The sequence below is a fragment of the Lamprocystis purpurea DSM 4197 genome (assembly GCF_000379525.1).
Lineage (GTDB): Bacteria > Pseudomonadota > Gammaproteobacteria > Chromatiales > Chromatiaceae > Thiodictyon > Thiodictyon purpureum.
Map to the genome: position 1 here is coordinate 68,414 of NZ_KB902419.1, position 25,056 is coordinate 93,469.

At 63.3% G+C, this 25,056-nt stretch carries 26 protein-coding genes; 3 read left to right on the forward strand and 23 right to left on the reverse strand.

Going from position 1 to position 25,056, the window contains the following annotated elements:
• Window positions 1–318 precede the first annotated feature (318 nt).
• From A39O_RS0107010 to A39O_RS40505, 3 genes are read left to right on the forward strand one after another with little or no spacing between them, the layout of a single operon-like run.
• Window positions 319–1,848 (forward strand): phytoene desaturase, encoded by a 1,530-nt coding sequence (locus A39O_RS0107010; protein ID WP_026199217.1) that lies wholly within the window; start codon window positions 319–321, stop codon window positions 1,846–1,848.
• A complete protein-coding gene (locus A39O_RS0107015) occupies window positions 1,829–2,962 on the forward strand; it encodes a phytoene/squalene synthase family protein (RefSeq protein WP_020503982.1) in 1,134 nt (377 codons plus the stop codon). Before A39O_RS0107010 ends, A39O_RS0107015 begins: the two co-directional genes overlap by 20 nt.
• Window positions 2,963–2,992: 30 nt before the next feature.
• Window positions 2,993–3,160, forward strand: a complete 168-nt coding sequence (locus A39O_RS40505; protein WP_020503983.1) for a hypothetical protein — start codon at window positions 2,993–2,995, stop codon at window positions 3,158–3,160.
• Between the two features lie 127 nt (window positions 3,161–3,287).
• Here A39O_RS40505 and A39O_RS0107025 read toward each other — a convergent pair whose 3' ends face one another.
• From A39O_RS0107025 to A39O_RS0107135, 23 genes are all read right to left on the reverse strand, one after another.
• The gene (locus A39O_RS0107025) at window positions 3,288–3,614 is read right to left on the reverse strand and encodes a DUF3240 family protein (protein ID WP_020503984.1); all 327 of its coding nucleotides are present in this window, start codon (window positions 3,612–3,614) and stop codon (window positions 3,288–3,290) included.
• A complete protein-coding gene (locus A39O_RS0107030; protein WP_020503985.1) occupies window positions 3,611–4,012 on the reverse strand; it encodes a hypothetical protein in 402 nt (133 codons plus the stop codon). The genes A39O_RS0107025 and A39O_RS0107030 overlap by 4 nt, the downstream gene beginning before the upstream one ends.
• Before the next feature lie 7 nt (window positions 4,013–4,019).
• A complete protein-coding gene (locus A39O_RS0107035) occupies window positions 4,020–7,118 on the reverse strand; it encodes an efflux RND transporter permease subunit (RefSeq protein ID WP_020503986.1) in 3,099 nt (1,032 codons plus the stop codon).
• Between the two features lie 10 nt (window positions 7,119–7,128).
• Window positions 7,129–8,457 carry an efflux RND transporter periplasmic adaptor subunit gene (locus tag A39O_RS0107040; RefSeq protein ID WP_245561806.1) on the reverse strand — a complete coding sequence of 443 codons (1,329 nt, stop codon included), beginning with the start codon at window positions 8,455–8,457 and terminating at the stop codon, window positions 7,129–7,131.
• The gene (locus A39O_RS0107045) at window positions 8,454–9,674 is read right to left on the reverse strand and encodes a TolC family protein (RefSeq protein ID WP_020503988.1); all 1,221 of its coding nucleotides are present in this window, start codon (window positions 9,672–9,674) and stop codon (window positions 8,454–8,456) included. Before A39O_RS0107045 ends, A39O_RS0107040 begins: the two co-directional genes overlap by 4 nt.
• Before the next feature lie 116 nt (window positions 9,675–9,790).
• Window positions 9,791–11,113: a sensor histidine kinase gene (locus A39O_RS0107050; RefSeq protein WP_020503989.1), complete on the reverse strand. Its 1,323-nt coding sequence runs from the start codon at window positions 11,111–11,113 to the stop codon at window positions 9,791–9,793.
• A 49-nt stretch (window positions 11,114–11,162) separates the two neighbouring features.
• Window positions 11,163–11,828, reverse strand: a complete 666-nt coding sequence (locus A39O_RS0107055) for a response regulator transcription factor (RefSeq protein ID WP_020503990.1) — start codon at window positions 11,826–11,828, stop codon at window positions 11,163–11,165.
• 401 nt (window positions 11,829–12,229) lie between these two features.
• Window positions 12,230–13,546 (reverse strand): RuBisCO large subunit C-terminal-like domain-containing protein, encoded by a 1,317-nt coding sequence (locus A39O_RS0107060; RefSeq protein ID WP_020503991.1) that lies wholly within the window; start codon window positions 13,544–13,546, stop codon window positions 12,230–12,232.
• Between the two features lie 32 nt (window positions 13,547–13,578).
• A complete protein-coding gene (locus tag A39O_RS0107065; RefSeq protein ID WP_020503992.1) occupies window positions 13,579–14,004 on the reverse strand; it encodes a secondary thiamine-phosphate synthase enzyme YjbQ in 426 nt (141 codons plus the stop codon).
• Window positions 14,005–14,064: 60 nt separating this feature from the next.
• Window positions 14,065–14,694, reverse strand: coding sequence for an isopentenyl-diphosphate Delta-isomerase (gene idi, locus A39O_RS0107070; protein ID WP_245561809.1), 630 nt, complete (start codon window positions 14,692–14,694; stop codon window positions 14,065–14,067).
• A gap of 42 nt (window positions 14,695–14,736) precedes the next feature.
• A complete protein-coding gene (gene pufA, locus A39O_RS0107075) occupies window positions 14,737–14,916 on the reverse strand; it encodes a light-harvesting antenna LH1, alpha subunit (protein WP_020503994.1) in 180 nt (59 codons plus the stop codon).
• Between the two features lie 46 nt (window positions 14,917–14,962).
• A complete protein-coding gene (pufB, locus tag A39O_RS0107080) occupies window positions 14,963–15,112 on the reverse strand; it encodes a light-harvesting antenna LH1, beta subunit (protein ID WP_026199219.1) in 150 nt (49 codons plus the stop codon).
• Window positions 15,113–15,352: 240 nt separating this feature from the next.
• Complete coding sequence (gene pufC, locus A39O_RS32380; RefSeq protein ID WP_083924557.1) at window positions 15,353–16,525, reverse strand: photosynthetic reaction center cytochrome PufC; 1,173 nt, start codon at window positions 16,523–16,525, stop codon at window positions 15,353–15,355.
• Window positions 16,525–17,499, reverse strand: coding sequence for a photosynthetic reaction center subunit M (gene pufM / locus A39O_RS0107090; RefSeq protein WP_020503997.1), 975 nt, complete (start codon window positions 17,497–17,499; stop codon window positions 16,525–16,527). Before pufM ends, pufC begins: the two co-directional genes overlap by 1 nt.
• Window positions 17,500–17,513: 14 nt before the next feature.
• A complete protein-coding gene (gene pufL / locus A39O_RS0107095; RefSeq protein WP_020503998.1) occupies window positions 17,514–18,338 on the reverse strand; it encodes a photosynthetic reaction center subunit L in 825 nt (274 codons plus the stop codon).
• 110 nt (window positions 18,339–18,448) lie between these two features.
• The gene (gene pufA / locus A39O_RS43365) at window positions 18,449–18,826 is read right to left on the reverse strand and encodes a light-harvesting antenna LH1, alpha subunit (protein ID WP_020503999.1); all 378 of its coding nucleotides are present in this window, start codon (window positions 18,824–18,826) and stop codon (window positions 18,449–18,451) included.
• A 45-nt stretch (window positions 18,827–18,871) separates the two neighbouring features.
• A complete protein-coding gene (pufB, locus tag A39O_RS0107105) occupies window positions 18,872–19,015 on the reverse strand; it encodes a light-harvesting antenna LH1, beta subunit (protein WP_026199220.1) in 144 nt (47 codons plus the stop codon).
• A 142-nt stretch (window positions 19,016–19,157) separates the two neighbouring features.
• Complete coding sequence (locus A39O_RS32390; protein WP_020504001.1) at window positions 19,158–19,379, reverse strand: hypothetical protein; 222 nt, start codon at window positions 19,377–19,379, stop codon at window positions 19,158–19,160.
• Window positions 19,380–19,495: 116 nt separating this feature from the next.
• Window positions 19,496–20,953, reverse strand: a complete 1,458-nt coding sequence (gene bchZ, locus A39O_RS0107115) for a chlorophyllide a reductase subunit Z (RefSeq protein ID WP_040527373.1) — start codon at window positions 20,951–20,953, stop codon at window positions 19,496–19,498.
• 4 nt (window positions 20,954–20,957) lie between these two features.
• Window positions 20,958–22,442, reverse strand: coding sequence for a chlorophyllide a reductase subunit Y (gene bchY / locus A39O_RS0107120; RefSeq protein WP_020504003.1), 1,485 nt, complete (start codon window positions 22,440–22,442; stop codon window positions 20,958–20,960).
• A 32-nt stretch (window positions 22,443–22,474) separates the two neighbouring features.
• The gene (locus A39O_RS0107125) at window positions 22,475–23,500 is read right to left on the reverse strand and encodes a chlorophyllide a reductase iron protein subunit X (RefSeq protein WP_020504004.1); all 1,026 of its coding nucleotides are present in this window, start codon (window positions 23,498–23,500) and stop codon (window positions 22,475–22,477) included.
• Window positions 23,497–24,444, reverse strand: coding sequence for a chlorophyll synthesis pathway protein BchC (gene bchC / locus A39O_RS0107130; protein ID WP_020504005.1), 948 nt, complete (start codon window positions 24,442–24,444; stop codon window positions 23,497–23,499). Before bchC ends, A39O_RS0107125 begins: the two co-directional genes overlap by 4 nt.
• Window positions 24,445–24,556: 112 nt before the next feature.
• Window positions 24,557–24,961 (reverse strand): methyltransferase, encoded by a 405-nt coding sequence (locus tag A39O_RS0107135; RefSeq protein WP_157639764.1) that lies wholly within the window; start codon window positions 24,959–24,961, stop codon window positions 24,557–24,559.
• Window positions 24,962–25,056: the final 95 nt, after the last annotated feature.

Consider the following 25,056-nt stretch of genomic DNA (forward strand, 5'->3'; position numbering starts at 1 on the left):
ACCGACCACCGTCCGAAGACCAGCCTCCGACCTTCCTGCACACGCGCAACCGCAACGGGATACCAGGTAATCAGGTGCTGACCGACAGCCTGTTCACCTGATGTCATATCTTGCTTACGCAGACCGTCGTCCGATGGCCGGAGCGTCACAGGCGCTGATGTCGCTCTGATCCGTGCTATTTTCCTTTCCGATTCTGACTATTGCGTCGGGCGCACCGCAGTGAGACCAACGACCTATTCCGCTTAAAAAACCTGCGACACGACGTCCTCAACTGCTATACTGTCAAGCATTGTTGACACCACTAAGAGTCCGCCTAAGTTGACAGTCTCACCTCCCCCTGCCGCACCGGGTGCCGGCCACGGGCGCAAGCCCCATGCGGTGATCATCGGCAGCGGTTTCGGCGGGCTGGCCGCGGCCGTTCGATTAGGAGCGCGCGGCTATCGGGTCACCGTCCTGGAGCGCCTGGACGCACCGGGCGGTCGCGCTTATGTCCACCGGCAGGACGGCTTCACCTTCGATGCGGGCCCGACCATCATCACCGCACCCTTCCTGCTCGACGAGCTCTGGGGTCTCTGCGGTAAACGCTTCGCCGACGATGTCGAGCTGCGGCTGATGGAACCCTTCTACCGTATCCGTTTCGACAACGGCGAGCACTTCGACTACAGCGGCGATCCCGAGCGAATCCGCGCTGAGATCGCCCGTTTCGCCCCTGAGGATCTCGCCGGATACGAAGGCTTCCTGAAGAAGAGTGAGGCTATTTTCCGGGTTGGCTTCGAACAACTCGCCCACGTCCCCTTCAGTTCTTTCATGGACATGGTGCGGATCATTCCGCCCATGATGAAACTCCAGAGCTACCGCAGCGTCTACAGCCTGGTGTCCTCCTACATCAAGGACCCACGGATGCGCACCATCCTGTCCTTCCACCCCCTGCTGATCGGCGGCAACCCGTTCACCGTGACCTCGATTTATGCCCTGATCTCCTTCCTGGAGCGGCAGTGGGGCGTTCATTGGGCGATGGGAGGAACCGGCCGTCTGGTGAGCGGGCTGGTGGGCCTGATCGAGGGTCAGGGTAATCGGGTGCGCTGCGGCGCCGAAGTGGCGGAGATTCTGGTCGACCAGGGGACAGCCCGCGGGGTCCGCCTGACGGATGGCGAGAAGATCCAGGCCGACATTGTCGTTTCCAACGCCGATGCGGCCTGGACCTATGCGAACTTACTGCCGGGGATCAAACGCCGTCGCTGGCCCGACTGGCGGCTCAAGCGTACGCAGTACTCCAATGGGCTCTTCGTCTGGTATTTCGGTACCCGCCGTCAATACCCGGACGTTCTCCACCACACCATCCTGATGGGCCCGCGCTACAAGGAACTGGTGCAGGACATTTTCAAGCGCAAGGTACTGGCGAAAGACTTCAGCCTCTATCTGCACCGGCCAACCGCGACTGATCCGGCGCTGGCCCCGGCGGGCTGCGACACCTTCTATGCGCTGGCCCCGGTCCCGCACCTGGATAGCGGAACGGACTGGACGACCCAGGCCGAACCCTACCGGCAGGCGGTCTGCGCCTATCTGGAACAGAGCCTGCTGCCGGGTCTGTCGGAGCATCTGGCGACCTCCCTGGTGACCACTCCGCTCGATTTTCAGCACCGGCTCCTGGCTTACAAGGGCGCCGGTTTCAGCCTCGAACCAGTGCTCTGGCAGAGCGCCTGGTTCCGCCCGCACAATGCCAGCGAGGAGGTCCGCCACCTCTACCTGGTTGGGGCGGGAACCCATCCCGGCGCCGGTGTACCCGGCGTCATATCTTCCGCCCGTGTACTCGATACGGTGGTGCCCGATGCGACAACCTTCGCTTAATCTGCGATTCTCGACCCAAGACGACCTGGTCACATGCCGTGATCTGCTCTGCGGGGGCTCACGCTCCTTCTACGCCGCGTCACTGTTGCTGCCGCGGAGCGTCTATGAACCGGCGACGGCGCTCTACGCCTTCTGCCGCATCGCCGACGATGAAATTGACTTGGCCGACCGCCCGCATGACGCGGTGATTGCGCTCAAGCAACGGCTCGACGCCGTCTATGCCGGCCGCCCCATGCAGATTTCCGCCGACCGCGCCTTGGCCGATGTCGTTGTGCAGTTCGCCATACCCCGTACTCTATTGGATGCTTTAATCGAAGGCTTTGCGTGGGACGCGGAGGGCCGCCGCTACGAGGATATCTCGTCGGTCTACGCCTATTCCGCGCGAGTCGCCGCCACGGTCGGGGCCATGATGACCCTGCTGATGGGCGTGCGCGATCCGAACCTGCTCGCCCGAGCCTGTGACCTCGGCGTCGCCATGCAACTGTCCAATATCGCCCGCGACGTGGGTGAGGATGCGGCCAACGGCAGGCTCTATCTGCCGCGCGAATGGCTGCGCGAGGAAGGCCTGGACCCGGATGCCTGGTTGGCAGCACCCGGCTGGAGCCCCGCCTTGGGACGAGTCGTCGCCCGGCTTCTAGCGGCAGCGGAAACACTCTACGCACGCGCCGATCAAGGCATTTCGGGCCTGCCCTTGCTTTGCCGCGCCGGCATCGGGGCCGCGCGTCACCTCTACGCGGAGATTGGTCACGAGGTCGAGCGGCGCGGGTGGGACTCGGTTTGCCAGCGCGCCGTCGTCTCACCCGGCCGCAAGGCCCGGCTGCTCCCGCGCGTCCTGGCCGCCGCCCTGCCCCGTGCGGTGGTCTCGTTACCGCCACTTGCCGAGACCCAGTTCCTCGTCGAGGCCGTTAAGGCTCAGCCGCTGCCGCAGGCCATCAACGGGACGATGACGCACACCCAGCCCGCCAAGATCGAAAATCGCGTCGTCTGGGTACTGGATCTGTTCGAGCGGATGGAAAAGCGTGATCGTTTACGCAGCATGGAGCGAGCTGCGGGCTACATGAATCGGGTACCACCATTGACTGAGATACCCCGCGGTGCCGTGTCCATCAACTGACAAGATTCAGTCTTGAAAGGGGGTGATTGAATGGAGGAGCGCAATCTGTCCGGATTGATCGAACTGCTGTTCGTTGTCGGGCTGGTTGGCTGGTTCAGTTACTCCCAACTCAGAAGCGTCCGCAAAGACAAGCGGCTCACGGACGGCGAGGACCGCGCGGCCGAGTCGAAAGAGAGGCCGCCGCGGGACGCCGGCTGAGTCATCCTGCGGGGCACAGCGAACGGGGCATGGCCCTTCGGAACGGCTGGCCCTGATCCGGACATCATCGGTGAGCGGTACCGTGCAATTCTTTGTGATTGAGCGATTCAGAAGCGATAGGTCCGCGCTAAGCGAGATGCCCAGCGGCGGCGACCGGAGTTAGCCAGTAATTGAGACCGCTCCCGCGGAAGGATTCTCCGACTTCAGCAAGCACCGCTTCGGCGACGACGGTCGGCAGGTAGGTGAAGAAGATGACCCGGCGACTGCGTCCTGCTACCTGCTCGGCCAAGGTCATGGAATGTTCCGACGACCCGTGGCCCGCGACCAGCGCACTGGTGAAACCGGGCACGTCATCCCGCTCCAGGAGCCACTCGGCGACCGCATCGGCAACCTCTGGCGGCACGATCAAATTGAGTAGCAGCGTCCCACCGGACGCGCTGGCATCCCAGTTCATGGTGGGTCTCCTGCATCCCCGGTGCGCCCGCTAGCGTCGTAACGCACCCTGATGATTTGCGCACCCACAGGCAGCGGGTCGATGCGCGTTGCGAAATCTGCCCGTTGCGGGCTCTTCGCGCTGGGTTGGAAGTTGGTGAGAGGGACCTCAATGGCGGTGAGGATCTGGCCGTCGATGGTCAGGACTTGGACGTGCGCATGCCCGAGGATCCGGCCGCGGCCCTGTACCGGCTTCACCATCTCACCAGAGATCAGGACGCTGTTCCCAAGTCGTTCGTAGCGCACGTTGCTGGGGATCAGACGCTGCGTCTGGTCCAGCTCAAGAACCAGGTCGGAGGCACCCCCGGCGAGGGCCGGCATCAGCCCAAGCAACAGGACAAGAAAGGGTTTCGCATGCATGGAAAAATCACCGACGGTCGGTTCTGGCCGGCCTGCGCCTGCCAAAACGTTGATACAGAATGGGCAGCAGGATCAGCGTTAGTGAGGTCGATGAAACCAGGCCGCCGATGACCACGATGGCCAGGGGGCGCTGGATCTCCGACCCCGGACCGGTCGCGAACAGCAAGGGGAGCAGCCCGAAGGCGGCGATATTCGCGGTCATCAACACCGGGCGCAGACGCCGTCTTGCACCTTCGGTCACTACCTCCATCAGGGGCCGCCCCAGGGACTGGAGCTGATTGAAGTAAGTCACCATCACGACCCCGTTGAGCACTGCAATACCCAAGAGCGCGATGAAGCCCACCGAGGCCGGTACGGACAGGTACTCCCCGGTGAGCGCCAGCGCGACGACACCGCCGATGAGCGCAAAGGGCACGTTCGAGAGTACCAGCAGGGCCTGTTTGACGGAGCGAAAGGTGGAGAAGAGCACCAGGAAGATCAGGACTAGGGCCACGGGGACCACCAGTGCAAGGCGCTTGGCGGCTCGCTGCTGGTTCTCGAACTGGCCACCCCATTGGAGCCAATAGCCGGCAGGCAGTATGACTTTAGCGGTAACCGCGGCTTTCGCCTCCTCTACAAATCCCACCAGGTCGCGCCCGTCCACGTTGGCGATGACCACCGCCATCCGGTTGCCGCGCTCCCGTGACAGGGCCACCGGACCTTCGATGCGCTGGATGTTCACCAGATTGGCCAGCGGCACCGCGCCCCCCTCCGGCAAGGCCAGCTGCAGGCCACTGAAGCGCGCCGGGGACGTGCGCATGGCGTCCGGCCCGCGGATCACAAGCGGGCTACGCTTGCCCTCCCGGTAGACGGTCCCTATCGGTAATCCCTCGATCTGGCCACGCAGAAAGCCGGCCAGGGCGTCCCCGTCGATCCCCAGGCGACCGGCCTCCAATCGGTCTACCACCAGATTCAGGTACTGAGCGCCCGCATTGCGGGGGGTATAGACGTCCTGGGCACCCTTGATTCCGGTGAGCACCCCGACGATCGCCTCGGCGGCCTGGTCCAGTTGGCCCTGATCAGCGCCGAAGATCTTGATCGCCAGGTCCCCGCGCACGCCGGTCAGCATCTCCGAGACGCGCATCTCGATGGGCTGGGTGAAGGCGAAGTCCACCCCCGGAAAGCCCTCGATCACGGCGCGGATGCGTTCGGTGAGGGCGTCCTTGGTGGGGACGGACCACTCGGTCATGGGCTTGAGGACCAGGAAACTGTCGGTCTGGTTGAGCCCCATAGGGTCAAGTCCCAACTCGTCCGAGCCCACCCGGGCGACGATGGCCTTGACCTCCGGGACCTCCCGCAGGATGGCCTGCTGGACCCGCTGATCGATCGCGATAGACTCCGCTAGGTTGATGGACGGCAGCTTTTCCAACTGGACGATCAGGTCACCCTCATCCAGGGTCGGCATGAAGGTCTTGCCGATACGGGTGTACAGTGCCCCGGCTCCGACCAACAGGGCCATGGCTACCACGATGACCGGCCAGGGGTTGCGCAGGCTCCAGCCCAGGAGCGGCATATAGAGCCGGGCCGCCCAGCGCACCAGCCAGGGCTCCCCGTGAGAAACTTTCCCGAGCAGGAAAGAGGCCAGCACCGGGATCACCGTGAGTGACAGGAGCAGGGAGGAGAGCAGCGCGAAAACAATCGTGAGGGCCACCGGCACGAACAGCTTGCCCTCCAACCCCTCAAGGGTCAGCAGGGGCAGGAAGACGATGACGATGATGAGGATGCCGGAGGACACCGGTACTGCGACCTCCCGGGTGGCCCGATAGATCAGATGTAGCCGCGGAAGGCGCCCGCCACCGCCCCCGCCGTGCTCCCGGGGCGCCAACTGGGTGACCACGTTCTCCACCACCACCACCGCCGCGTCCACCAGCATACCGATGGCGATCGCCAGCCCCCCCAGAGACATGAGGTTGGCGGAGAGGCCGAATTGCTGCATCAGGATAAAGGTCGCAAGAGCCGCCAGGGGCAGAATCAGGGCCACGGTCAGGGCTGCCCGCAAGTCACCCAGGAACAGTACCAGGAGCAACAGCACGAGGATGATGGCCTCCGCCAAGGCCCGCGCAACCGTCTCCACGGCCCGGTCAACCAGGACTCCGCGGTTGTAGAAGACTTCGACGCTGACGCCCTCTGGCAAAGCCGGTTTGAGCTCCGCGAGCTTGGCCTGGACCCCTTCGACCACCGCCCGGGCATTGGCCCCGCGCAGGCCCAGGACCAGGCCTTCGACCGTCTCACCACTGCCGTTGCGGGTCACGGCCCCATAGCGGGTGAGGGCTGACAACTGAACGGTGCCGATATCCGCCACCCGCACCGGTTGTTGGGACGTACCGCCCACGACGATGGCGGCCAGGTCATCCAGGGTGCGGATGGCTCCTTCGCTGCGCACCAGCAGGACCTCCTCCCCCTCGTCCAGCCGACCCGCCCCGTCATTGCGGTTGTTAGCGACGATGGCTTCCTGTAAGTCGGCGAGCCGAATGCCATGAGTGGCCATACGGGCGTTGTCCGGCACCACCTCGAAAGTGGTGACGTGACCACCGAGGGCATTGACGTCCGCCACCCCCGGCACCGAGCGCAGGGCCGGCCGAATGGTCCAGTCCAGCAGATCGCGGCGGGCGGCGAGCGACAGCCCCCCGCCCTCGATGCTGAACATGAACATCTCCCCCAGGGGTGTGGTCATGGGGGCGATGCCGCCCGTGATCCCGGCGGGCAGGTCCCCCCAGATGGCATTCAGACGCTCCGCCACCTGCTGGCGCGCCCAGTAGATGTCCGTCCCCTCCGCAAAGTCCACGGTGATATCGGTGAGTGCGTACTTGGCGATGGAGCGCAGCATGGTCTGGCGGGGGATGCCGAGCATCTCCACCTCGATCAGGGCGGTGATGCGTGACTCCACCTCCTCCGGGGTCATGCCCGCCGCCTTTACAATGATCTTCACCTGGGTAGTGGAAACGTCCGGGAAGGCGTCGATAGGGGTGTTCCGGAAGGCGGACCAACCGGCCCCGATGAGGAGCAGTACGGCGAGCAGCATCAGGAGCCGCTGGGTGAGGGCGAACTGGATCAGACGGGCGAGCATAGGGTGATCGTCACTGCGCAGCGCCGAGCCAGGCGGCCTTGAGGGCGATGACGCCGCTCACTGCCACCTGATCCTGCAGACCAAGCGAACCGGCCACGACCGCGTTTTGCTCCTCCTCCGCGAGCACCTGGATCGGCATAGCCACGAAGCCGCCCGGACGTGCCACGAACAGGTAGGCCGCTCCAGCATTGCGCACCACCGCCGCGGCGGGGACCCGCCAACCGGTCTCGGGGGCCACACTGGCCAACTGAACCTCCACAAACTGGCCCGGGCGTAGTTGCTCTGCACCCTCAGTGACCGCGGCCCGCACCAGAACACCCTGATCCTCTGCGTGAACCATGCGCCCGACGGCGATGATGGCGCCTTCGGTACCGAGCCCAGGAAGTAGGACCCGACCACCTTCGGCGAGACCGCCCACCCGGTCCACCGGGACATGGATCTCCAGCCATAGGGGCTTGAGCTGGGCCACCCGGTAGAGCGGGGTGGCGGCGGCCACCGACTGACCGGTGCTCACCAGTTGCTCCAGCACCACCCCGGCGATGGGCGCCAGGATCGGCAGCGTGCTGCTGAGCTTGCGGGTCCGGGCCAGTTGGTCGATGGCCGTCGGCGACAGTCCGGCGAGGCCCAGGAGCTGGCGCCCCTGATCCACCTGAGTGAGGAGTTCCCGCTGTTTGGCTTGGGTCTCCAGCAGGCGGCGCTCGGCGATCACGCCCTCCCTGTGGAGCATTTCATCGCGCTTGAGTTCTGTCTCGACCAGGGCCAGGCGGGTTACACCTTCCAGGAAGCGGCTTTGGGCCTCCACCAATTCCGGGCTGCGCATCTCCGCCAGGATCTGATTGGCGGCGACCTGCTCGCCCTCGGCTACCAGCAGGGCCGAGAGGATCCCCGCCTGGGGGGCAGAGACCACCCGCTGTTGGCGATTGGGCACCGTCACCCGGGCGGGATAGCGCCGGGTCAGGCTCTCGCCCGCCGACGTCGGCGCTGTCAGTACGATGCCGAAGGCCTGCTGCTGGGCTGGTTCCAGGGCGATCAGATTGGTGCCGGTTGCAGCACTGGCTCCGACATCGGGTTCCGCCGCAGCGGCCAGTACGGGGATACCCAGCAGGAGCAACAGGGACAACGAGAGACCGAGCGACCGCTTCTTGTCGGATGGATAAGCGGAGCGAATCCTCAACCCCACTGATCGCCATGCAAGCGCTTGGTGGATGCGGCGCGACTGTTCGCCGTATGCGCCACCCGGCACCTTGGCAAGCGCCTTATCCACTCTACGGACTTCCTCTGCATTCATCTGCGTACTCAACTCCTCGACCCCCAACGATGCCTGGCAGGGGTGGTTCATTCAGGCACCAGCCCCAAGGCCTGATTCAGTCGGGCGGCGGCGCGCCCCTGTTCCAACCGCCGTAACTCCAGGTCCAGGCTCGCCTGGCGGGCACGCTCCTGGGCCTGGAGCAGGGTCGTGAGTTCGGATTCACCCAGGTTGAAAGCGCGCCGCACCAGCTGTACAGCATCCTGGGTCACCGTCTGACGTCGCGTGGCCAGTGCCAGGGCCTCAGTGGCACCCGCGACCTCGATCCGCGCGGTTTCAAGTGCGTGCTCGGCCTCGATCAGGGTGCGGCGCCGGGTTGTCACTTCTTCGGTATAGGCCCGCTCCGCAAGCGCGATGGCCGGGGCCGAGTAGCTGGTCAGACCGAAGGGGACGCTGATCTCCAGCTGCAGAGCGTCCGCGGCCTCGCTCCCGCGTCCGTCACGCACCCGCTTGGCGCCCAGGCTCAACAGCGGATTGCCGCGGCGCTGGCTGTGGACACGCTCGCGCTCGGCCCGAGCCTTGGCCACGGCGCCATCGCTGCTGGCCAGTAACGGATGATCGGCAGGCAAGTCGGCGTGGGCCTCGGTCGGGGTACCGGAGGGTGGCGGCGCCGTTTCGACCAGGGGCTCCGGGACGGTACGTAAGCCGGTCAAGTGAATGTAGCTTTGGATCGCTTGGTTGTAGTCGAGCTGCGCAGCCTGTAAGTCCACTTCCCGGGTCAAGGTGTCCTGCTGGGCCACCAGGAGGTCCATCCGCGCCAACTCGCCGGCCATGGTGCGTTTACCGATGTCCTGTTCCAGACTGCGCGCCGCTGCCAGGGCGGCGGCGGCCTGGCGCAGTCGACCTTGGGCCAAGGCCGTCGTCCAGGCCGCCTCCCGCACCCGCCCGGCCATCTCCCAGCGCAGTAACCGGACCAGGGCATCGGCCTGGTTGCCCATGGCGGTGGCAATCCCTTGACTTGCGCTCCGCTGGCCCGGCATCCACAGGGGCAGATCGACCATGGCCTCCAGTTCATAGGCCCCGTCGTTCCCCGTTAAGGCGTCGGAGACCGACTTGGCCCGCAGCGCCGGGTCCGCTGCCAACAGGCCTCCCGCCTGGCGGCGGATGGCGGCACTTTCCCCGCGCAGGGCAGCGACCCGGGACTCCTGCTGCTCGACCTGCAGGGCGCCAGTCACGGCCTCCGCTAGGGTGACAGCACGGGTGGGCGTTGCCGTCAGGGCGGCAAGCAGGGTCAGGGTGAGCGCAATCATCCGGGTATTGCTCGGGGGCGATGAACGGAGGGCGCGCGACATCAGGGTCACAGAGTCCATTTACGGGACTCTACCCGTGCAAGCTGAAACGAAGCTGAATAGCGGCCTGCGCCCGCTCAGGACGTTGGTTCGAGACAGCGGACGGGCAAGCTGACGGCGGCCCGCAATCCGCCGAGGGTCGTGGAACGGCCAAGTTCAAGACGGCCGCCGTAAAGGTCCACGATCTCGCGCACGATGGAGAGTCCGAGCCCATGACCCGCGACCGACTCGTCCAGCCGCACACCGCGCTGGGCGATCGCGTCGAGTTCGGCCTCTGGGCAGCCGGGGCCGTCGTCCTCAATGCAGAGGCGTACGCCGTCGGGGGTTTGCATGAGGAAGCAGCTCACCCGGGTCTGGGCCCACTTGCAGGCATTGTCCAAGAGGGTGCCGATAAGCTCCAGCATGTCCTCCCGGTCTGCTGCCAGGACCCCGGACAGGTCCAGCCGACATTCCAGGGACAGGTCCTGATCCGGGTACATCCGTTCCAGCAATCGTTTGAGGACCGGCAATTCCGCCTGGGGGTCAAAGTGCAGACCAGGGCTGCCCGCCCCGGCCAGGCGGGCGCGCTTGAGTTCCCGCTCCAAGAGCGCCCCGACCCGCGCCAGTTGTTCGCGTAACACGGCCTGGGTGGCCGGATCCGAACCCGTTGGCTGCGTGTCCAGAGTCTGGGTCATCAGGGTCAAGGGCCCCTTGAGGGCGTGGGCCAGGTTGCCGGCGACGTTGCGAGAACGCTCCAGCCGCTTGGCATAGAGCGTAAGCAGGCCGTTGATCTTCGACACCAGCGGCAAGATTTCCGCTGGCACGACCTCGGTCAGGGTGCTGGCTTCACCCCGTTCCAGGGCGACGATGTCCCGGTAGACCGGCCTCAAACAGGCAAAGGCGCGCCGCACGATCCGGCGTTGCACCCAGAGCATGGCAGTCAGTCCGCCCACCGCCATCAGGGCGAAGAGTTGTTCAAAGGATCGCAGGGGGCGGCGCACGGGGCTGAAGTCCTCGGCGACCACCAGGGTCAGGTCATGGCCCTGGTGCCGGAAACCGCCACCCAGGGTCAGGAGGTCTTGTCCGCGGGGACCCGCAGTGTGCCAATGGGCCGTCACCCCAGGGCTCAGGTTCGGCGCCTTCAGTTCAAAGTCACCCAAGGACCGGGAGCGGGCGGTTGCCCCGTCGACGATCCGCAGGGTGAAGTAATGCCCTGAGTCGGGCTCGTCATAGATTGGGCTCAGGTGCGGCGGGCGCACCTGGACCAGACCTTGGGGGGAGACCTCCAGGGACGTGAGGAGGGCCTCCGCGTCATGCATCAGGCGCGAGACCACATAGGCGTCGGCGGTGCGGTGCAGGGCCTCGTGACCCAGCCACCAGGCCGCGCTGATCAGTAGCGCCAGACTCAGGCTCAGCCCCAAGCGCAGGCGACCCTCGATGGACGCGGTGGTGGACCGGCACTCCCGGCCGCTAGGGGTCCCCTTGGAAGCGGTAGCCCTGACCGCGCTGGGTGAGAATCCAGTGCTTGCCAAGCTTGTCGCGCAATCGCCGGACGTAGACCTCGATGGTGTTCCCGTCATGGTCGGCGGAGTCGTCATAGCAGTGATCCAGCAGGCGGGTCTTCGACAAGAGCTTGTTCGGGTTGAGCATGAAATAGCGCAGCAGCCGGAACTCGGTGGCGGTCAACTCCACTAGCTGACCATCCGGAAGCAGCGCCCGCTGGCGATCCTCGTCCAGGTGCAAGCCAGCGACCACCAGCCCCCCGCCCGCATGCCCGGCGGCGCGCCGGATCAGGGCGTTGAGTCGGGCGATCAACTCCTCCGTGTGAAAGGGCTTACCCAGATAATCATCGGCACCGGCCTTGAGCCCGTCCACACGCTCGTGCCAGGCATCGCGGGCGGTGAGTACCAGCACCGGAGTGATGACACCGATCTGCCGCCACGCGCTCAACACCGCAAGCCCTGACTGCCCGGGCAAGCCAAGATCCAGCACCACCACATCAAAGCTCGACTCCGCCCCCAGGACCTGGGCATCCAGTCCGTCGGCCACCCAATCAACCGCGAAACCAGCCGCCGTGAGGTCCCGCCGCAGGGCGGCCGCCAGGCTTTGTTCGTCTTCCACGAGTAACAGACGCATGGTTAACCCTAGTTTGACAGGCTAGGCTATTCTTCTCTTAAGATCATCCACTTGAGGGTTCCATTAAGGGTCTCAAAGGGAGTGCGCTGGGTGAGGATGGCATCGAAACGGACCTCCAGGACCGGCACCCGCGTCGGCTCGGGGTTGCGCTGGTAGGCCTTCAGGATGCCACCGGCTGGCCACTGGGCCTGCAGGCGGTGCAGTGGCTCCTGGGGTAGACCTGCTCACGCAGGTCATCGAGCGCGCGCCGTAGTGGAGATCCCCCCGTGGAGCACTCCAGAAAGTTGATCCGGCGCTTGCTGGATATGCTGGAAAACCTGGCGTTGCCGATCTGCGTCACGTAACCATTGTGGTCCTGATGACGTGCCTCGGAGTCATCCACCGTGACAAACCGACTGATCTCAATCGGCTTTAACCTCAAAGGTGTCAATCGCTGCGCGCAACGCCGGATGATCCAAAGCGTGTTGCTCAATACTGATGCCTTGAACAATGCCATCCCACGCCTGGCGCAGACTTGCCGCTCCAGCGGTCGGGCCCTGTGGATGACCGAAGACGCCCCGTCCGGGGATGAACCCGAAATCCACATGGCCCACTCGGCGATAAACGCCATCCAAGGTGCCGGCCCAATCACTTCCCCCCGGAATCGGCAGGCTTGGCGCGATGCCGCCCATGGGGGCGAGGCAAGCCGCAACGCCGTCCAGAACTTCGCTTTCATCCATCCCCATACGGGCGCCGAATCCAGGCATCACGATCGCATCCAATCCTGCCAGACGTTGGAGCTTATAGATGACCTTGGAGTGAATGCCATAGACTGGCGACCGGCTGCAGGGCGCGATCATCGGGAAGTGCCCGACCAGCGGCACCCTAGTATGCCGGCTGAGCATCCGCACCGCGCTGAGCCCCACCGGCATCGCATTCACCATCAGGAGGTTGGCGCCATTGGCAACCGCCAGGTCATGCAGATCGCATAGCCGATCCACTTCATCGGTGATGTTTGCAAGATAGCCTTTCGTGACACCGGTCGCCTCCTCCGCCCGACGTCGCGCCTGCCCTAACAAGGCGGAGCGCTCGGCCAACGGGCACCAGGGGGCATCGGCCAGCATCTCATCGTCCTTGGCGACGTCAAGCCCCCCCAGCCAGCCCTGATATCCCAGTTCGGCGAAGGGCTCAGGAGGCAAGCCGATGTTAGGCTTGATGACCCCGAAGAAGATCGGACGTCCATGAACGCCGAGCAAGTCCCGAATACCTGCAACACCAAACCGCGGCCCGGTGAATTCCGCCAAAAAAGACGGCGGCAAGCGGATATCCATCAGCTTGATCACGGGTATCCCGGGGACGAAAAATACGCCCTCACCGACCACCGCCGACAGCAAGTTGGGGATGCGCGGACCAAAGTTGCCATGGGGGTGAGCGATGGTGACGGTACAGACGCAGACCTCCCCCCGGCCTTGCGGCTGCGCACTCGCCCCGAGCGTCAGACTCGGAGCGGACTGTCGACGCTCCACCCGCAGTTCCAACACTTTGGCGGCAAAGCGCGCCCGAAAATCCTCGTCGATCCCGACCCGGTGCCATTGCGCGGTCGACTGTTCGCTGCACAGGTGGGCCGCGGCGATGCGCGGATCCCCATAACACTCGAAACGATAATCCAGTTCAATCGCGGACGCTGGATCGTAATCGGCGCGGTTCAGAAAGAACCCTTCGCTGTCTGTCGGGGTCATATCAGGAGATGCCCGATTGCCTGTGCGTTGACTTAGCTGCCAAGAAACTGGGCCAGAATCCTGCGCTCGGAGCGCGGACCATCCAGTTCGATAAAGAACACGGACTGCCATCCACCCAGCATCAGTTTCCCACCAGAGATCGGGATGGTCTCAGTGGCATTCATGAACAGCCCCATCAGATGCGCGTGCGCATTGTCCCTACCGTCTACAGGCGCTCTATTGTGAAGATAGTCGCCACGCTGGGGCACCAGATCGCTCAGGTACTTGACCATATCCCGTTGCAGCATCTCCTCGCGTTCATTGAGATTGACGTGCGCGGTCGTATGCGGGGAAATCAAGGTGACCAGGCCGTCCCGAATTCCTGCTTTCTCGAGGGCATGCTCTACATCAGCGGTGATATCGATCACCTGGATCGGATCAAGCGTGGCCACGGAAATCTGTTGGAGGATGATCTTCATCGTGTTTTCGCCACGCGGTTTCGCCGACGCTCACGCGCTCCTGCACGAGACCAGATCGCGTTAATCTTCCAGAGGGTCGTCGAACACACGCTCAGCGATAAGCCGAAACCAGGGCGTGAAGAGATCCGGCGATACTCTGACAGCGCGCCTGACCGCACCGACCGAAATCCAGCGCCAGGCTCCAACCTCCGCCGGATCGGGTCGGGGTTCGCCGACGAAACGCCCGCGAAACACATGCAGATACTCGTGCTCAATTAATCCGGAAAGCGGGTCCGCAGCCCGGTAGGTCAACTGCATCTGCTCGGTCAAGGGTGCATGAAAACCCAGTTCCTCACCGAGTCGACGCAACGCGGCACGTGCCGTCGGCTCGTCTGGGCGTGGATGTCCACAGCAACTATTCGACCATTGCCCCGCAAAATGATATTTCGTATCGGCCCTGCGCTGTAACAGCAGATCGCCGCCCGCATTGAAGATAAAAATAGAAAAGGCGCGGTGCAGCAGACCCCGCTGATGAACATCCAATTTGTCGCCGTCCCCGAGTGCGTGGTCTTGGTCATCCACGACGATGACCCGCTCAAGCGCATCTTGCCGGCCGACGCGTGCTGAACCTTCGCTCGAATGCGAGACGATCGCTGACTTCAACTTGTCATCTCCACTCGAATCAACCGCGCTCGCAGAAGGGCCGGCCAAGTCGTCTCCGAGCTTGGCCGGCCCAAACCGCAAGCGAAACCCCTAACGACGGATAACCGCGGGCGGATTCGAAATGATCGGTGTCGCGTAAGCGGTATCGAACCAGTTGAAGTTGGCGGTACTGAGCAGGATGAAATGAATCAACAGGCCCAGCACGGCCAAAAAGCCGAAGAGCGCCACCAAGGCACGACGGGGATCGAAAATCTGCCAGATTTTATGCATGTCAAGTCTCCAATGTGTGGACAGTGTTCAGCAGAAAGCGCGGCTTCTACAGCCAGGGGCGCCACGCCCACACCAAAATATGTGCGACTACGGCAATGCCGACAAAGGCAGTCATGCTCTGGACGAAGAAGCCATGGAACTCTTTTGCTTCGTCATCGGTGAGCCCGGTAAGGCTCATGCTCTTGTTCTCAGCCATTGGAATTACCCTCACGATGTCAAAATGGCCACTGAGGCCGTTTTTGCGCACCAAGCGCGACCACCGGGTCGTGGCCGTCACGGCCACGACCCAAAAAATCCGATCTCCGCGGCGGCGAACCCCGCGGTGTCATCACGCGTGCCGGATCGGTCGACGCGCGTTCCAAAAACGCTTGCCTCAATGCCTGCGAGGCACCGCCGGAGATGGGGCTCCGGCAACCAAACGTCTCAGTAGACAATACTACATCAAACCTTCCTGAACTGCTGCCTCTCCAGTGACCTTTCCGCCAGGCGCGTTAAGAACCTCGGCGTCGGTCTGAACCGCCGCGGGGACTACCGCAGGCTCAGGGACGACATCAGGAGTCGGAACGACCGCTGGACTTGGCTGGCCCAAGACCGGATAGTCCTTCAACATCGGCTCACCGAAGAGCGGTTTGTTGATGCCCTGATGGCAGGTTTCGCAACCAACCCGCATCGGATCACCCAAGGGGCCCTTGCGCGTTGCCGGCAAGATATCGCTCAACGGCATGACGAATGCGTGGTTTATCTCACGCACCATCCGGATCGCGTACCAGGCTTTGGTCCGCGTCAGTTGACTCTGACTCCAGTCCGCGAACTGACGGCTGTTATGACAATGATTGCAGCCAACACCCAGGGAGCGTGACATGTACATCATCAGCGCGTAGGTCCACTCCGTCTTCTTCGTGTTGATCGTATCGTTCCAGCCCGGCGACAAGGCGGTCGCCGGTGTGATTGCGATCGTCGTGTCCTTATCGAAGAAGGTCGTCATTGGATCATAGGGCAGCGACGCGAAGGCTGGCACAGCAGACAGCCGGTTCTGACCGGATGCACCCTGTCCACTGGCCGCCCGACCCGGATTGGTTGTCCAGACGTACTTCGGAATCGCGTTGCCACGGTGACAGGTGTAGCAGGTCACCCCGGTGGGTGCGACATGATCACCCCAGGCGGCGTTAGCCCGCTGGGTCATCGTGATCATCGAACGCGAGACCACCTTCTGGTACTTGGTATCCGCCGCCATATCCGCCAGATCATGGCAATAGACACACCCTTGCCCAGCGACCCACTGATCCTTCGGCACCACCCACTCGGTGAGCGCCAGCATCAGCCTGGTGAACTCGGTGAGCGGGACATCACCCAAGACCTGCAGGTTCTTATACACAGTCCCGGCAGCGATCGGCACCGGCACCGCAGGAGGCTGAACTGCCGGCGGAACATTCGCTCTATGCTGAGCCGCAAGAATACGCGGATTCACATAGGCAACCATCCCGACGCCACGATAGCCGCGCTGCTCAGACTCTGGTGGTGGCCGTTCGCAACCCGCGACGATCATCGCCGCCAGTCCGACAGCAGCCAACGGTAAAATCTTTGGTGCTGAAAAGAGGCTCACTTTCATCACAATGCTCCCGGAAGTGAGGCTGGATCAGGAACCGGCACACCCTCGAATGGGTACGCGGGAACCAGACCGTGCTTGATGCCCCACAGATACCAGTTGTCGACCACGGTGCCGGTCAACAGGATGCCGATACCACCGGTGATGACCACCAGTACCGCAAACCAGTAGGCCCAGCGATGGATCGACTCCATGGTCGCATTGAAGCCCATGGTCCATCTCCACAGCAACTGCGCGCGCTCGGCCGCCGTACCGCGATCGGTGATCTGATCGATTTCCCGATCGCCGCCGTAGCGACTCACGGCCAGGATGGTCCCGCCATGCATCGCGAACAGAACCGCCGAGCCGTAGAGGAAGGCGATCGAGAGCATGTGGAACGGGTTGTAGTAAAGATTGCCGTAGGCGATCGAGAAGGCGGCAGTCCAGTCGAGATGCGGGAAGATACCGAACGGCGGCGCCTCGGACCAGGAACCCATCATCACCGGGCGAATGAAACCAATCACCAGATACAGCCAGATCGCGGCGGCAAAGGCCCAGGCCATATGCGTACCAACGCCAAGCGTGATCGCGCGTCGATAGGTACGCACCCACCACAGAAGGATCGACACGGTCAGGAAGAACCCGGCCATGAGCCACCAGCCGCCTTTTGCCAACGGCGGGACATGGAGCCCGTATTCCGGAGCTGGCGGCTCCAGTGCCAGCCAGAAGAACTCCTGGGCGAACTTGATGGGGCTCCAGTCGACCGACGCGGCCATGTTGAGCCCGATGATCTCAAAGGCGATGAAGCCGAAGATCAGCGCGAACACGCCGCTCGTTCCCAGGTAGATGGGTCCGATCTGCGCATCGCCGATTTTGCCCAACCAATAACTGAAGATTGGTTTTCCGATGCGGTCACGCTGACCATCGGTATGGGGTACACCCGGATAAGCCGGCGCGCGTACTTGCACCGTAGTAAAAATATTTTGGTATTCAGCCATTAGGGTACTCCTGATCAGCCGAAGATCGGCAGGTTAGGCCACCAGGTCCACCATTCCGGCCAGCCGCGGGTCCAGAAGGGGCCGCTGAGGATGATACAGATCGCGCTCCAGAAAGAGGCATTGATGGCGAGGAACACGCCCAGCCGATGGATGCCCAGTGCGCCGATCGAATACCCAACCTCGTCCCGGAAGAAGGTGTTCTCATGCTCGGAGGTCTTCACCGTCTCACCTTTCCCCGGATTGGTTACCGAGAGAATCAGCGACCCATGCATGGAGAGCGCAAGCGCGTTGGTGAAGAAGAAGGTGATGGCGAGCATGTGCGCCGGGTTGTAGTGGAAGTGCAGGAACTGATATCCCACATTCGACACCCAGTCCAGGTGACTGAGAATGCCGTAGGGGAAACCGTGGCCCCAAGCCCCCAACAGAACCGGCCGAATCACGACAAGCGCGACATAAGCAAAGATCGCGAAGCTGAATGCAAACGGGACATGCAGCCCGATGCCGAGCTTGCGCGCGATCTCAACCTGGCGTAGTGCCCAAGAGACAAATGCGCCGATAGCGCACAATGTGATGATCTGCCACAGACCTCCTTTCGCCATCGGCGCCATCCCCAGCCCGTAGCTCAGGTCCGGGGGCGCGATGCTGATCTGCCACAGATTCCAGGTCGGCCCCATGGCCGCACCCCAAACTATCAATAGTGTACCAAGGACGGCGAAGAAGACTGCGGTGACTCCAAAGAAGCCGACATAAAACGGCCCGACCCAGAAATCAAAGAGATCTCCGCCGATCAGCGTTCCCCCACGAACGCGATATTTTCGCTCAAAACTCAGCATGGCCATGATTCAACCCTCTGGTCGGGGGTTGCCGTCGCGGCAACCACCCCACGGTGCCAAGCAACGAACGGGAGATCGGAAACCGATCTCCCGTCCGCTGCCAGTGGCGATTGACGCTACTTCGCGGGCGCCGCCGGGACTACGACCACTGGCGCGGGCGCAGCGGCCGCTGGCGCAGCGGCCGCGGGGGCTGCGGCCGCGGGCTTCGCAGCAGCTGGCGCAGGCGCGGCGGCTGGCTTGGCAGCCACGACCGGCGCAGGCTTGGCGGCAACCGGCGCAGCCTTCACGACCGGCGCAGCCTTCACGACCGGCGGGTTCGAGATGATCGGCGTCGCATAAGCCGTGTCGAGCCAGTTGAAATTAGCGGTGCTGAGCAGTATGAAATGAATGAGCAGTGCGAGAACCGCCAAGCCACCGAAGAGTGCGATCAGCGTGCGGCGCGGATCGAAGATCTTCCAAATCTTGTACAGGTCTGCTTGCATGGAACCGAACATTGTTGATCTCCTATTGATTTACGTTGGGGGTTAGTGACGATCAGGCTACAGCCAGGGACGCCATGCCCAGACCAGGATGTGAGCGACTACTGCGATACCAACGAAAGCGGTCATGCTCTGTACGAAGAAACCGTGGAACTCTTTCGCCTCGTCATCGCTGAGTCCGGTGAGACTTTTGTTTTCGGCCATGGTAATTACCTCAAGCTCGTGGAGATGGCCTTGCGGCCGTTAGCGCGCATCCCAGCGCGAACCATATGAGACACGACGCAATACGCCGCATCCCGCTTCTTGCCCGCTGCCAGTCGGGCATTGACATGACTGTCACAGTATGTCAAAGAAAGGCGAAAGGCAAGACCCGATGAGTCACTGCTCGCGCCTCGGCGAAACACGATCGATGCACATCCGTGACCGAGGGCCAGGGACGCATACGGGACGGCAACAACCGGGCGAACAGACTCATCACCCAGAAAATCACGAAAGCCACCCCGAAGATCAGCCGGTACTGCCGACGTTCACGCGCCCAGAGTTTGGACAGTTCGTTAGGGTCGTTCATAGTTGCTACTCGGATTTCGCTTGATGGCGTGGCGCAATGGTATGGCCGCAGGCTGCTCACGGTACGATGGCCTGGGAGCAGTGCTGCGTCGCGCATTGTGTCATCTGAAAATAGGCTCATGACGCAACCGCCGCGGGACGCCGTCCCTGAATACGCTGCAGCCGCTCCAGAGTCACCGTTGGTTCGCCGGCCTTACGCGCGGCTTGCTCGGCCGCATCGCGCAGACGCTTGGCGGCGGAGATGCGTATCAGCACCGGTTGGCTTTCGAGCGCGGCGTCGAGCGCGGCCTTGGCCTCATCGGTCCAAGGCAATTCCTGATAGACCCGTGCCGGCGTCGGATCGGTCTGGTCCAGATCGGTTCCGAGCGGCAGGATATGGAACAAGGCGTCAAACAGCGCGTTACAGACCTCTTGCACCAGATAGGTCGCCCCGGAATATCCCATGAAGGGGGTTCCGGTATGGCGACGAATAATAGTCCCAGGAAAAGACGCGGGGATATAGGTCGCACGCGCATTGACTTCCGCCAGATACATGCGCTCATTATAGCTGCCAAACAGGATCAAGGGGGGTTGTCCCTGAACCTGCTGACGCACGGCCTGATTGTCTGGTTTGACGCCCGGACGCCGCGCCACCGCGAAGTTGCAGGGCAGGCCCAGTTCATCAGCAAGGTAATGTCGCAGACCGCGGCTATAGGTCTCGGTCGCCACCACACCAAAGCTGGCGGTCGCAAAAAAATCCTGAGTCACGGAGCGCCACAGGTCCCAAATCGGTGCGAGGGTCGTGCGCTTTTCTTCGGCGATGAATGGTTCCGGGTCCAGTCCCAGGCACTCGCCCAAACTCCGCAGGAAGCGGGTCGTGCTGTGCAGTCCGATCGGAGCTTGGAAATAGGGCTTATCCAGCGCTTCGCACAGCAGGCGGCCAAACTCCCGGTATAAACAGACGGTCGCGTCCGCATCCCGCAACCGTGGGATCTGCGACAGCGCACAACCCAGGGGAAAGACCAGATTCACTTCGGCGCCGATGCCCTCGATCAGGCGGCGCATCTCGGCCAGATCGGACCACATGTTGAAGGTGCCGTACATGGCCCCGACGATATTGACCCGCGGCTTACTGCCGGGCTTGCGCGCTTTGCCGGTCCCCTTGGATTTACCGTGAACTCCGAATTGATTCCATAACCAGAACAAGGCACGGTCCGCGCTCTGCCACTGATCCTCGTCGATGGTACGCGGGAGAAAACGCTGAATATTTTTTCCGTTGGGCGTCACTCCGCCGCCGATCATCTCGGCAATGGACCCGGTCACGACCACCGATGGCTTGTCTGGATCTAAGGTCGCATGGGCGCGGCTGAGCGCGGCTTCAGTGCCTTTCTGACCAAGCTCCTCTTCTCCAAGCCCAGTGACAACCACCGGCAAGGCGTGAGGCGGCAACCCGTCGGTGTAGTGGAGAACCGCGGTGACGGGCAGGTTTTCACAACCGACCGGACCATCAATGATCACTTGCAGTCCGTCGATCGCGGCAAACGCATACACCGCTCCCCAGTAACCACCCGCCCGATCGAGATCCTGAATCAACATGCGCTCAGCCTCCCGTACCGGTGGCGACAGCGGCGGCGGCACGCGCTCCCCGATCCGATGGGAAGCAACCATCGGAGTGACGGAAGAAGGCATCCATCGCATCAAAGCGCGAACGGCTCGCCAACGCGGCATTGATGACTTGGGCCAGCGAACCGGCACCCGCCGGCCCCATCAGGGGACGCGCGGAGATCAGGTTCGTGAAGTACAAGGCGGGGATCGCCCGCTCTTTGGCCTGCTGTACGACCGGCGTGGTGCCGATGACGACATCGGGAGAGAACTCACGCATTGCCGCAAGGTCTTGCTCCAAAGTGGCACGGTATTGAACGCGCACACCCTTGGACTCGAGCCAGTCGCAATCGGTTCTGGACCACTCGGTCCGACCGCAAGCCGTCCCCACATACCGCAGGTCGGCGCCGCTCTCGATCAACAGGCGCCCGACGATGAGTTCTGAACCTTCATAACCGGACAGGGTAATGCGGCCCTTGATCGGCGCCCCCTTGATGGCCTCTCGCGTGGCAGGCAGCCAACGGTTTTTCGCCGCGGTCAGTACTGTAGACGGCACCCCACAGGCTGCGGCAATAGCTTCCAACCAAGCGGCGGTCCCCTCGTAACCAACGGGTGCAGAACCGACGACCGGCCGGCCGGCCACTGCAAATTCGTTGCATACGCCGCTGTACTGGGGGTGGATCGCGGCGGCGGCGACACCGGCCAGGGCGCCATAGAGTTCGCGCCATTCGCGGGTCGGCACCACCGGTCCGGCAGCCAGTTCCAGGGATTCGAGCAACCTACCGATGGTCATCGGATCGACCGGGAACATTTCGCCGATGAGGGCGACCGCGGGCCGTTGTGAGCGCCCGCCACGGGGGGCCTGGACCGGGCCCTGTTCCGCTTCCTGACGGGCACGACGCAACATGGCCGCGGAGAGTACGTCTTTGGCTTCGGCGTGCGTCGGCACCCCGAATCCAGGAACATCGATCCCGATGATGCGCACACCGTTGATCGACTGCGGCAACAGCCGTAGCGGCACCCCGGACGCGCTGGGAACGCATAAATTGATGATGACCACCGCATCGTAATGCGTTGGATCGGCAAGCGCATAGGCGGCCTCACGCACGTCTTCGAAGAGCTTGCCGGTGACCAGTGTCTCTGAATCGAACGGGACATAGCCGACGCTGCGGCGCGCCCCATAGAAATGTGCGGTGAACGTCAAACCGTAGACGCAGCAGGCGGAACCGACCAGCACAGTCGCCGTGCGCCGCATCCGCAACCCGACACGCAGGGACCCGAAGGCCGGGCACATACTCTGGGGCTGATCGTGAGCACCGGAATCACAGGCTTTGGCCACATCCTGAGGCAGCCCAGTCGCGGAGACACGTAAACTCGCGCGGCTCACACCAAGGTCCGCAATCCGCGCGCCGAGACCCTTGGGCACGTCCAGAGAGTGCTCAGGCTCGGTCAACGCGACGGAATCGGTCAAGGTCTCGGACATGGCGCTGGCGTCTCGCGGCTCCGGTTCGGTAATCAGGCGTCGTCGTAGATGACTTCGAGCGACGGTTTGGAAACAAAGGACTTGCCGCGCATGTCCTCGATGGTCGCGGGCTCCAGGACCACATTGCGACCGACGTCCTCACTCTTGAAAAGATCGAGCAGACCATCCGCGGTCAGCGGCTTCGGCCGCTGCGGCAAGGACTCCGCGACATTCAGCGCGAGTGCCTCAAACAAAGGCCCCCAAGTGCTGCCGGGCTGCCCGACGATTTGATAGCTCGCACTCTTACGGCGAATCTCCTCGTTGGCCGGAATACAGCCAAGCACCGGAATACCGACCGCCGCGGCGAAGGCCTGCGCCTCTCCGGTCCCGTCATCCTTATTGATGACCATTCCGGCTACCCCGACGTTGCCGCCCAGGTTGCGGAAGTAATCGACCGCACTGCAAACATTGTTTGCGACATACAGTGACTGCAGATCATTGGACCCGACGACGATCACCTTCTGACAGAGGTCACGGGCAATCGGCAGACCGAAACCACCGCACACGACATCGCCGAGGAAGTCGAGCAGCACATAGTCGAAGTCCCATTCGTGGAACCCCAGGCTATCGAGGAGCTCGAAACCATGGATGATGCCGCGCCCGCCGCAACCGCGACCGACCTCAGGTCCACCCAATTCCATGGCAAAGACGCCGTCGCGCTTGAAACAGACGTCGCCGATCTGCACCGGCTCTCCGGCCGCTTTTTTCGCGGCAGAGGTTTCGATGATGGTCGGACAAGCGCGCCCGCCAAACAGCAGGGTGGTGGTATCGCTCTTGGGATCGCATCCGATCAACAGGACTTTCTTGCCTTGCTGGGCCATCATGTAAGAGAGGTTGGCGAGTGTGAAGCTCTTGCCGATTCCACCCTTGCCATAGATTGCAATGATCTGGGTCTGCCGCCCGGACAAGGGCGTCGGCAGCGCGACAGCGGCGCTCGCGGGCCGGCTGCCCCCGCTGTGGCCTTCCCCAGAGTCACGCTGGGCGAGCACGGGGTTGGTCTGGCCGTCGCGGATGGTCATGCGTTGCGCCTCCAATCGAGAATCATCTTGAGGCAATTCGGATCACCAAAGGCCGTTTGATAGGCAGCCGCTGCCTCATGCGCCGGATGACGGTGCGTGATCAGGCCGTCGAGCGACAATTCGCCGGATTCGGCGAGACGCTTAGCCGCATGCAGGTCGGGCTCGCGCCATTCGGCCGCCACGCGGATCCGCGCCTCGCGCATGAAGGCCGGCGGAAAGCTGAACGACAGCGGTTCACTATAGAAGCCCGCAAGCACGACCTCGCCTTGCGGCGCCAGCCGGGCGATCAACTGATCCAAAAGCTTCGCGTCGCCGCTCACGTCATAGATGGCGCGGTAGTCACGCCGGGGATCGGCATCCGGGTGAATCACGGTATAGCCCTCGGCACCCATGGCCCGTTGCGCGTCGGTCTCCCAGACTACCGGCGGCTCACCGCCCCGCAGCACGGTCAGGCGAGCGATGAGCCGCCCGAGTACGCCGTGCCCGACGATGAGCTGGGGCTGCAGCGCCTGGGGTGCCGACAACGCGTGATAGGCGGTCGCCGCCAAGGCCAGCAGCACACCGCGCTCGCTGATCCGCTCGGTGATCGACACCACGCGCGCTCCGCGCACGACGACGCGGGCCGAGGCGCCGCCGAACAGGCCTCGCACCGCGCCATAACAACTGGCGCCCGGCACGAACACGGACTCACCGACCGACAGCCCCGAACGGATCCCCGCCGCGGTCACCCGCCCGACCGATTCATAGCCAGGCACCAAGGGATACCCCATCCCCGGGAAACTCGGCATCCGACCGGTCCAGAGCAAGCGCTCGGTCCCGGTACTGATCCCGCTCCAGTCGATCTCGACCACCACGTCCTCCTCCCCGGGAGGCGTGAGTTCGAGCGACTCCAGGCTGAGTTGCCCGGGCTGCGCGAAGACCACGGCGGTGGTAATGAGAGTCACTTGGTTGCTCAGTCTTTTTGGGTCGGAACGCTAGCCGCTAGGGACGACCGTGAAACTGGTGTCAGTCTAGCCTTACTGCATCGAATGTCAACCGGTATTGACACATGGTTTGTCAGCAGCGCGCGACGAGGAGGCGAATCATGATCGGTCGACGCGTTGCGACCTCCTGCACCCGGCCGAAGCCGGCGCGCTTGAGCATCGCCGTCAATTCCGCGCACGTGCGTGGGCGTCCGCTACCCATGGCCAACAGGTAAAAACCGAAGTAAGCCTCACCGATTGGCTCGGCGCCGGGGGTATCGGACATGGGCTCGGCCAGAGTCAATGCCCCACCGGGCGGGAGGGCCCGTCGCGCCGCACTCAGAACCGGTTGCGCCGGCACGTCATCATGGTCAGGGATGACCCGCACCAAAGAGATCCGGTCCGCGTCGGTGGGCAGGGTATCGCGGAACAGGTCGCCGCCAACGGCCTGTGCAAGCGCGGTCAACCCCGCCTGAGCGAATCGCACGCCGTTGGGCAATCGGGCGCGTCAGGGGAAAGTTCGCGGACCAACGCTGGGAGCGCGGCGAAGCCAGGATACGATTGCGTAAGGCCAGCCAACGGCGGCGCAGGCTC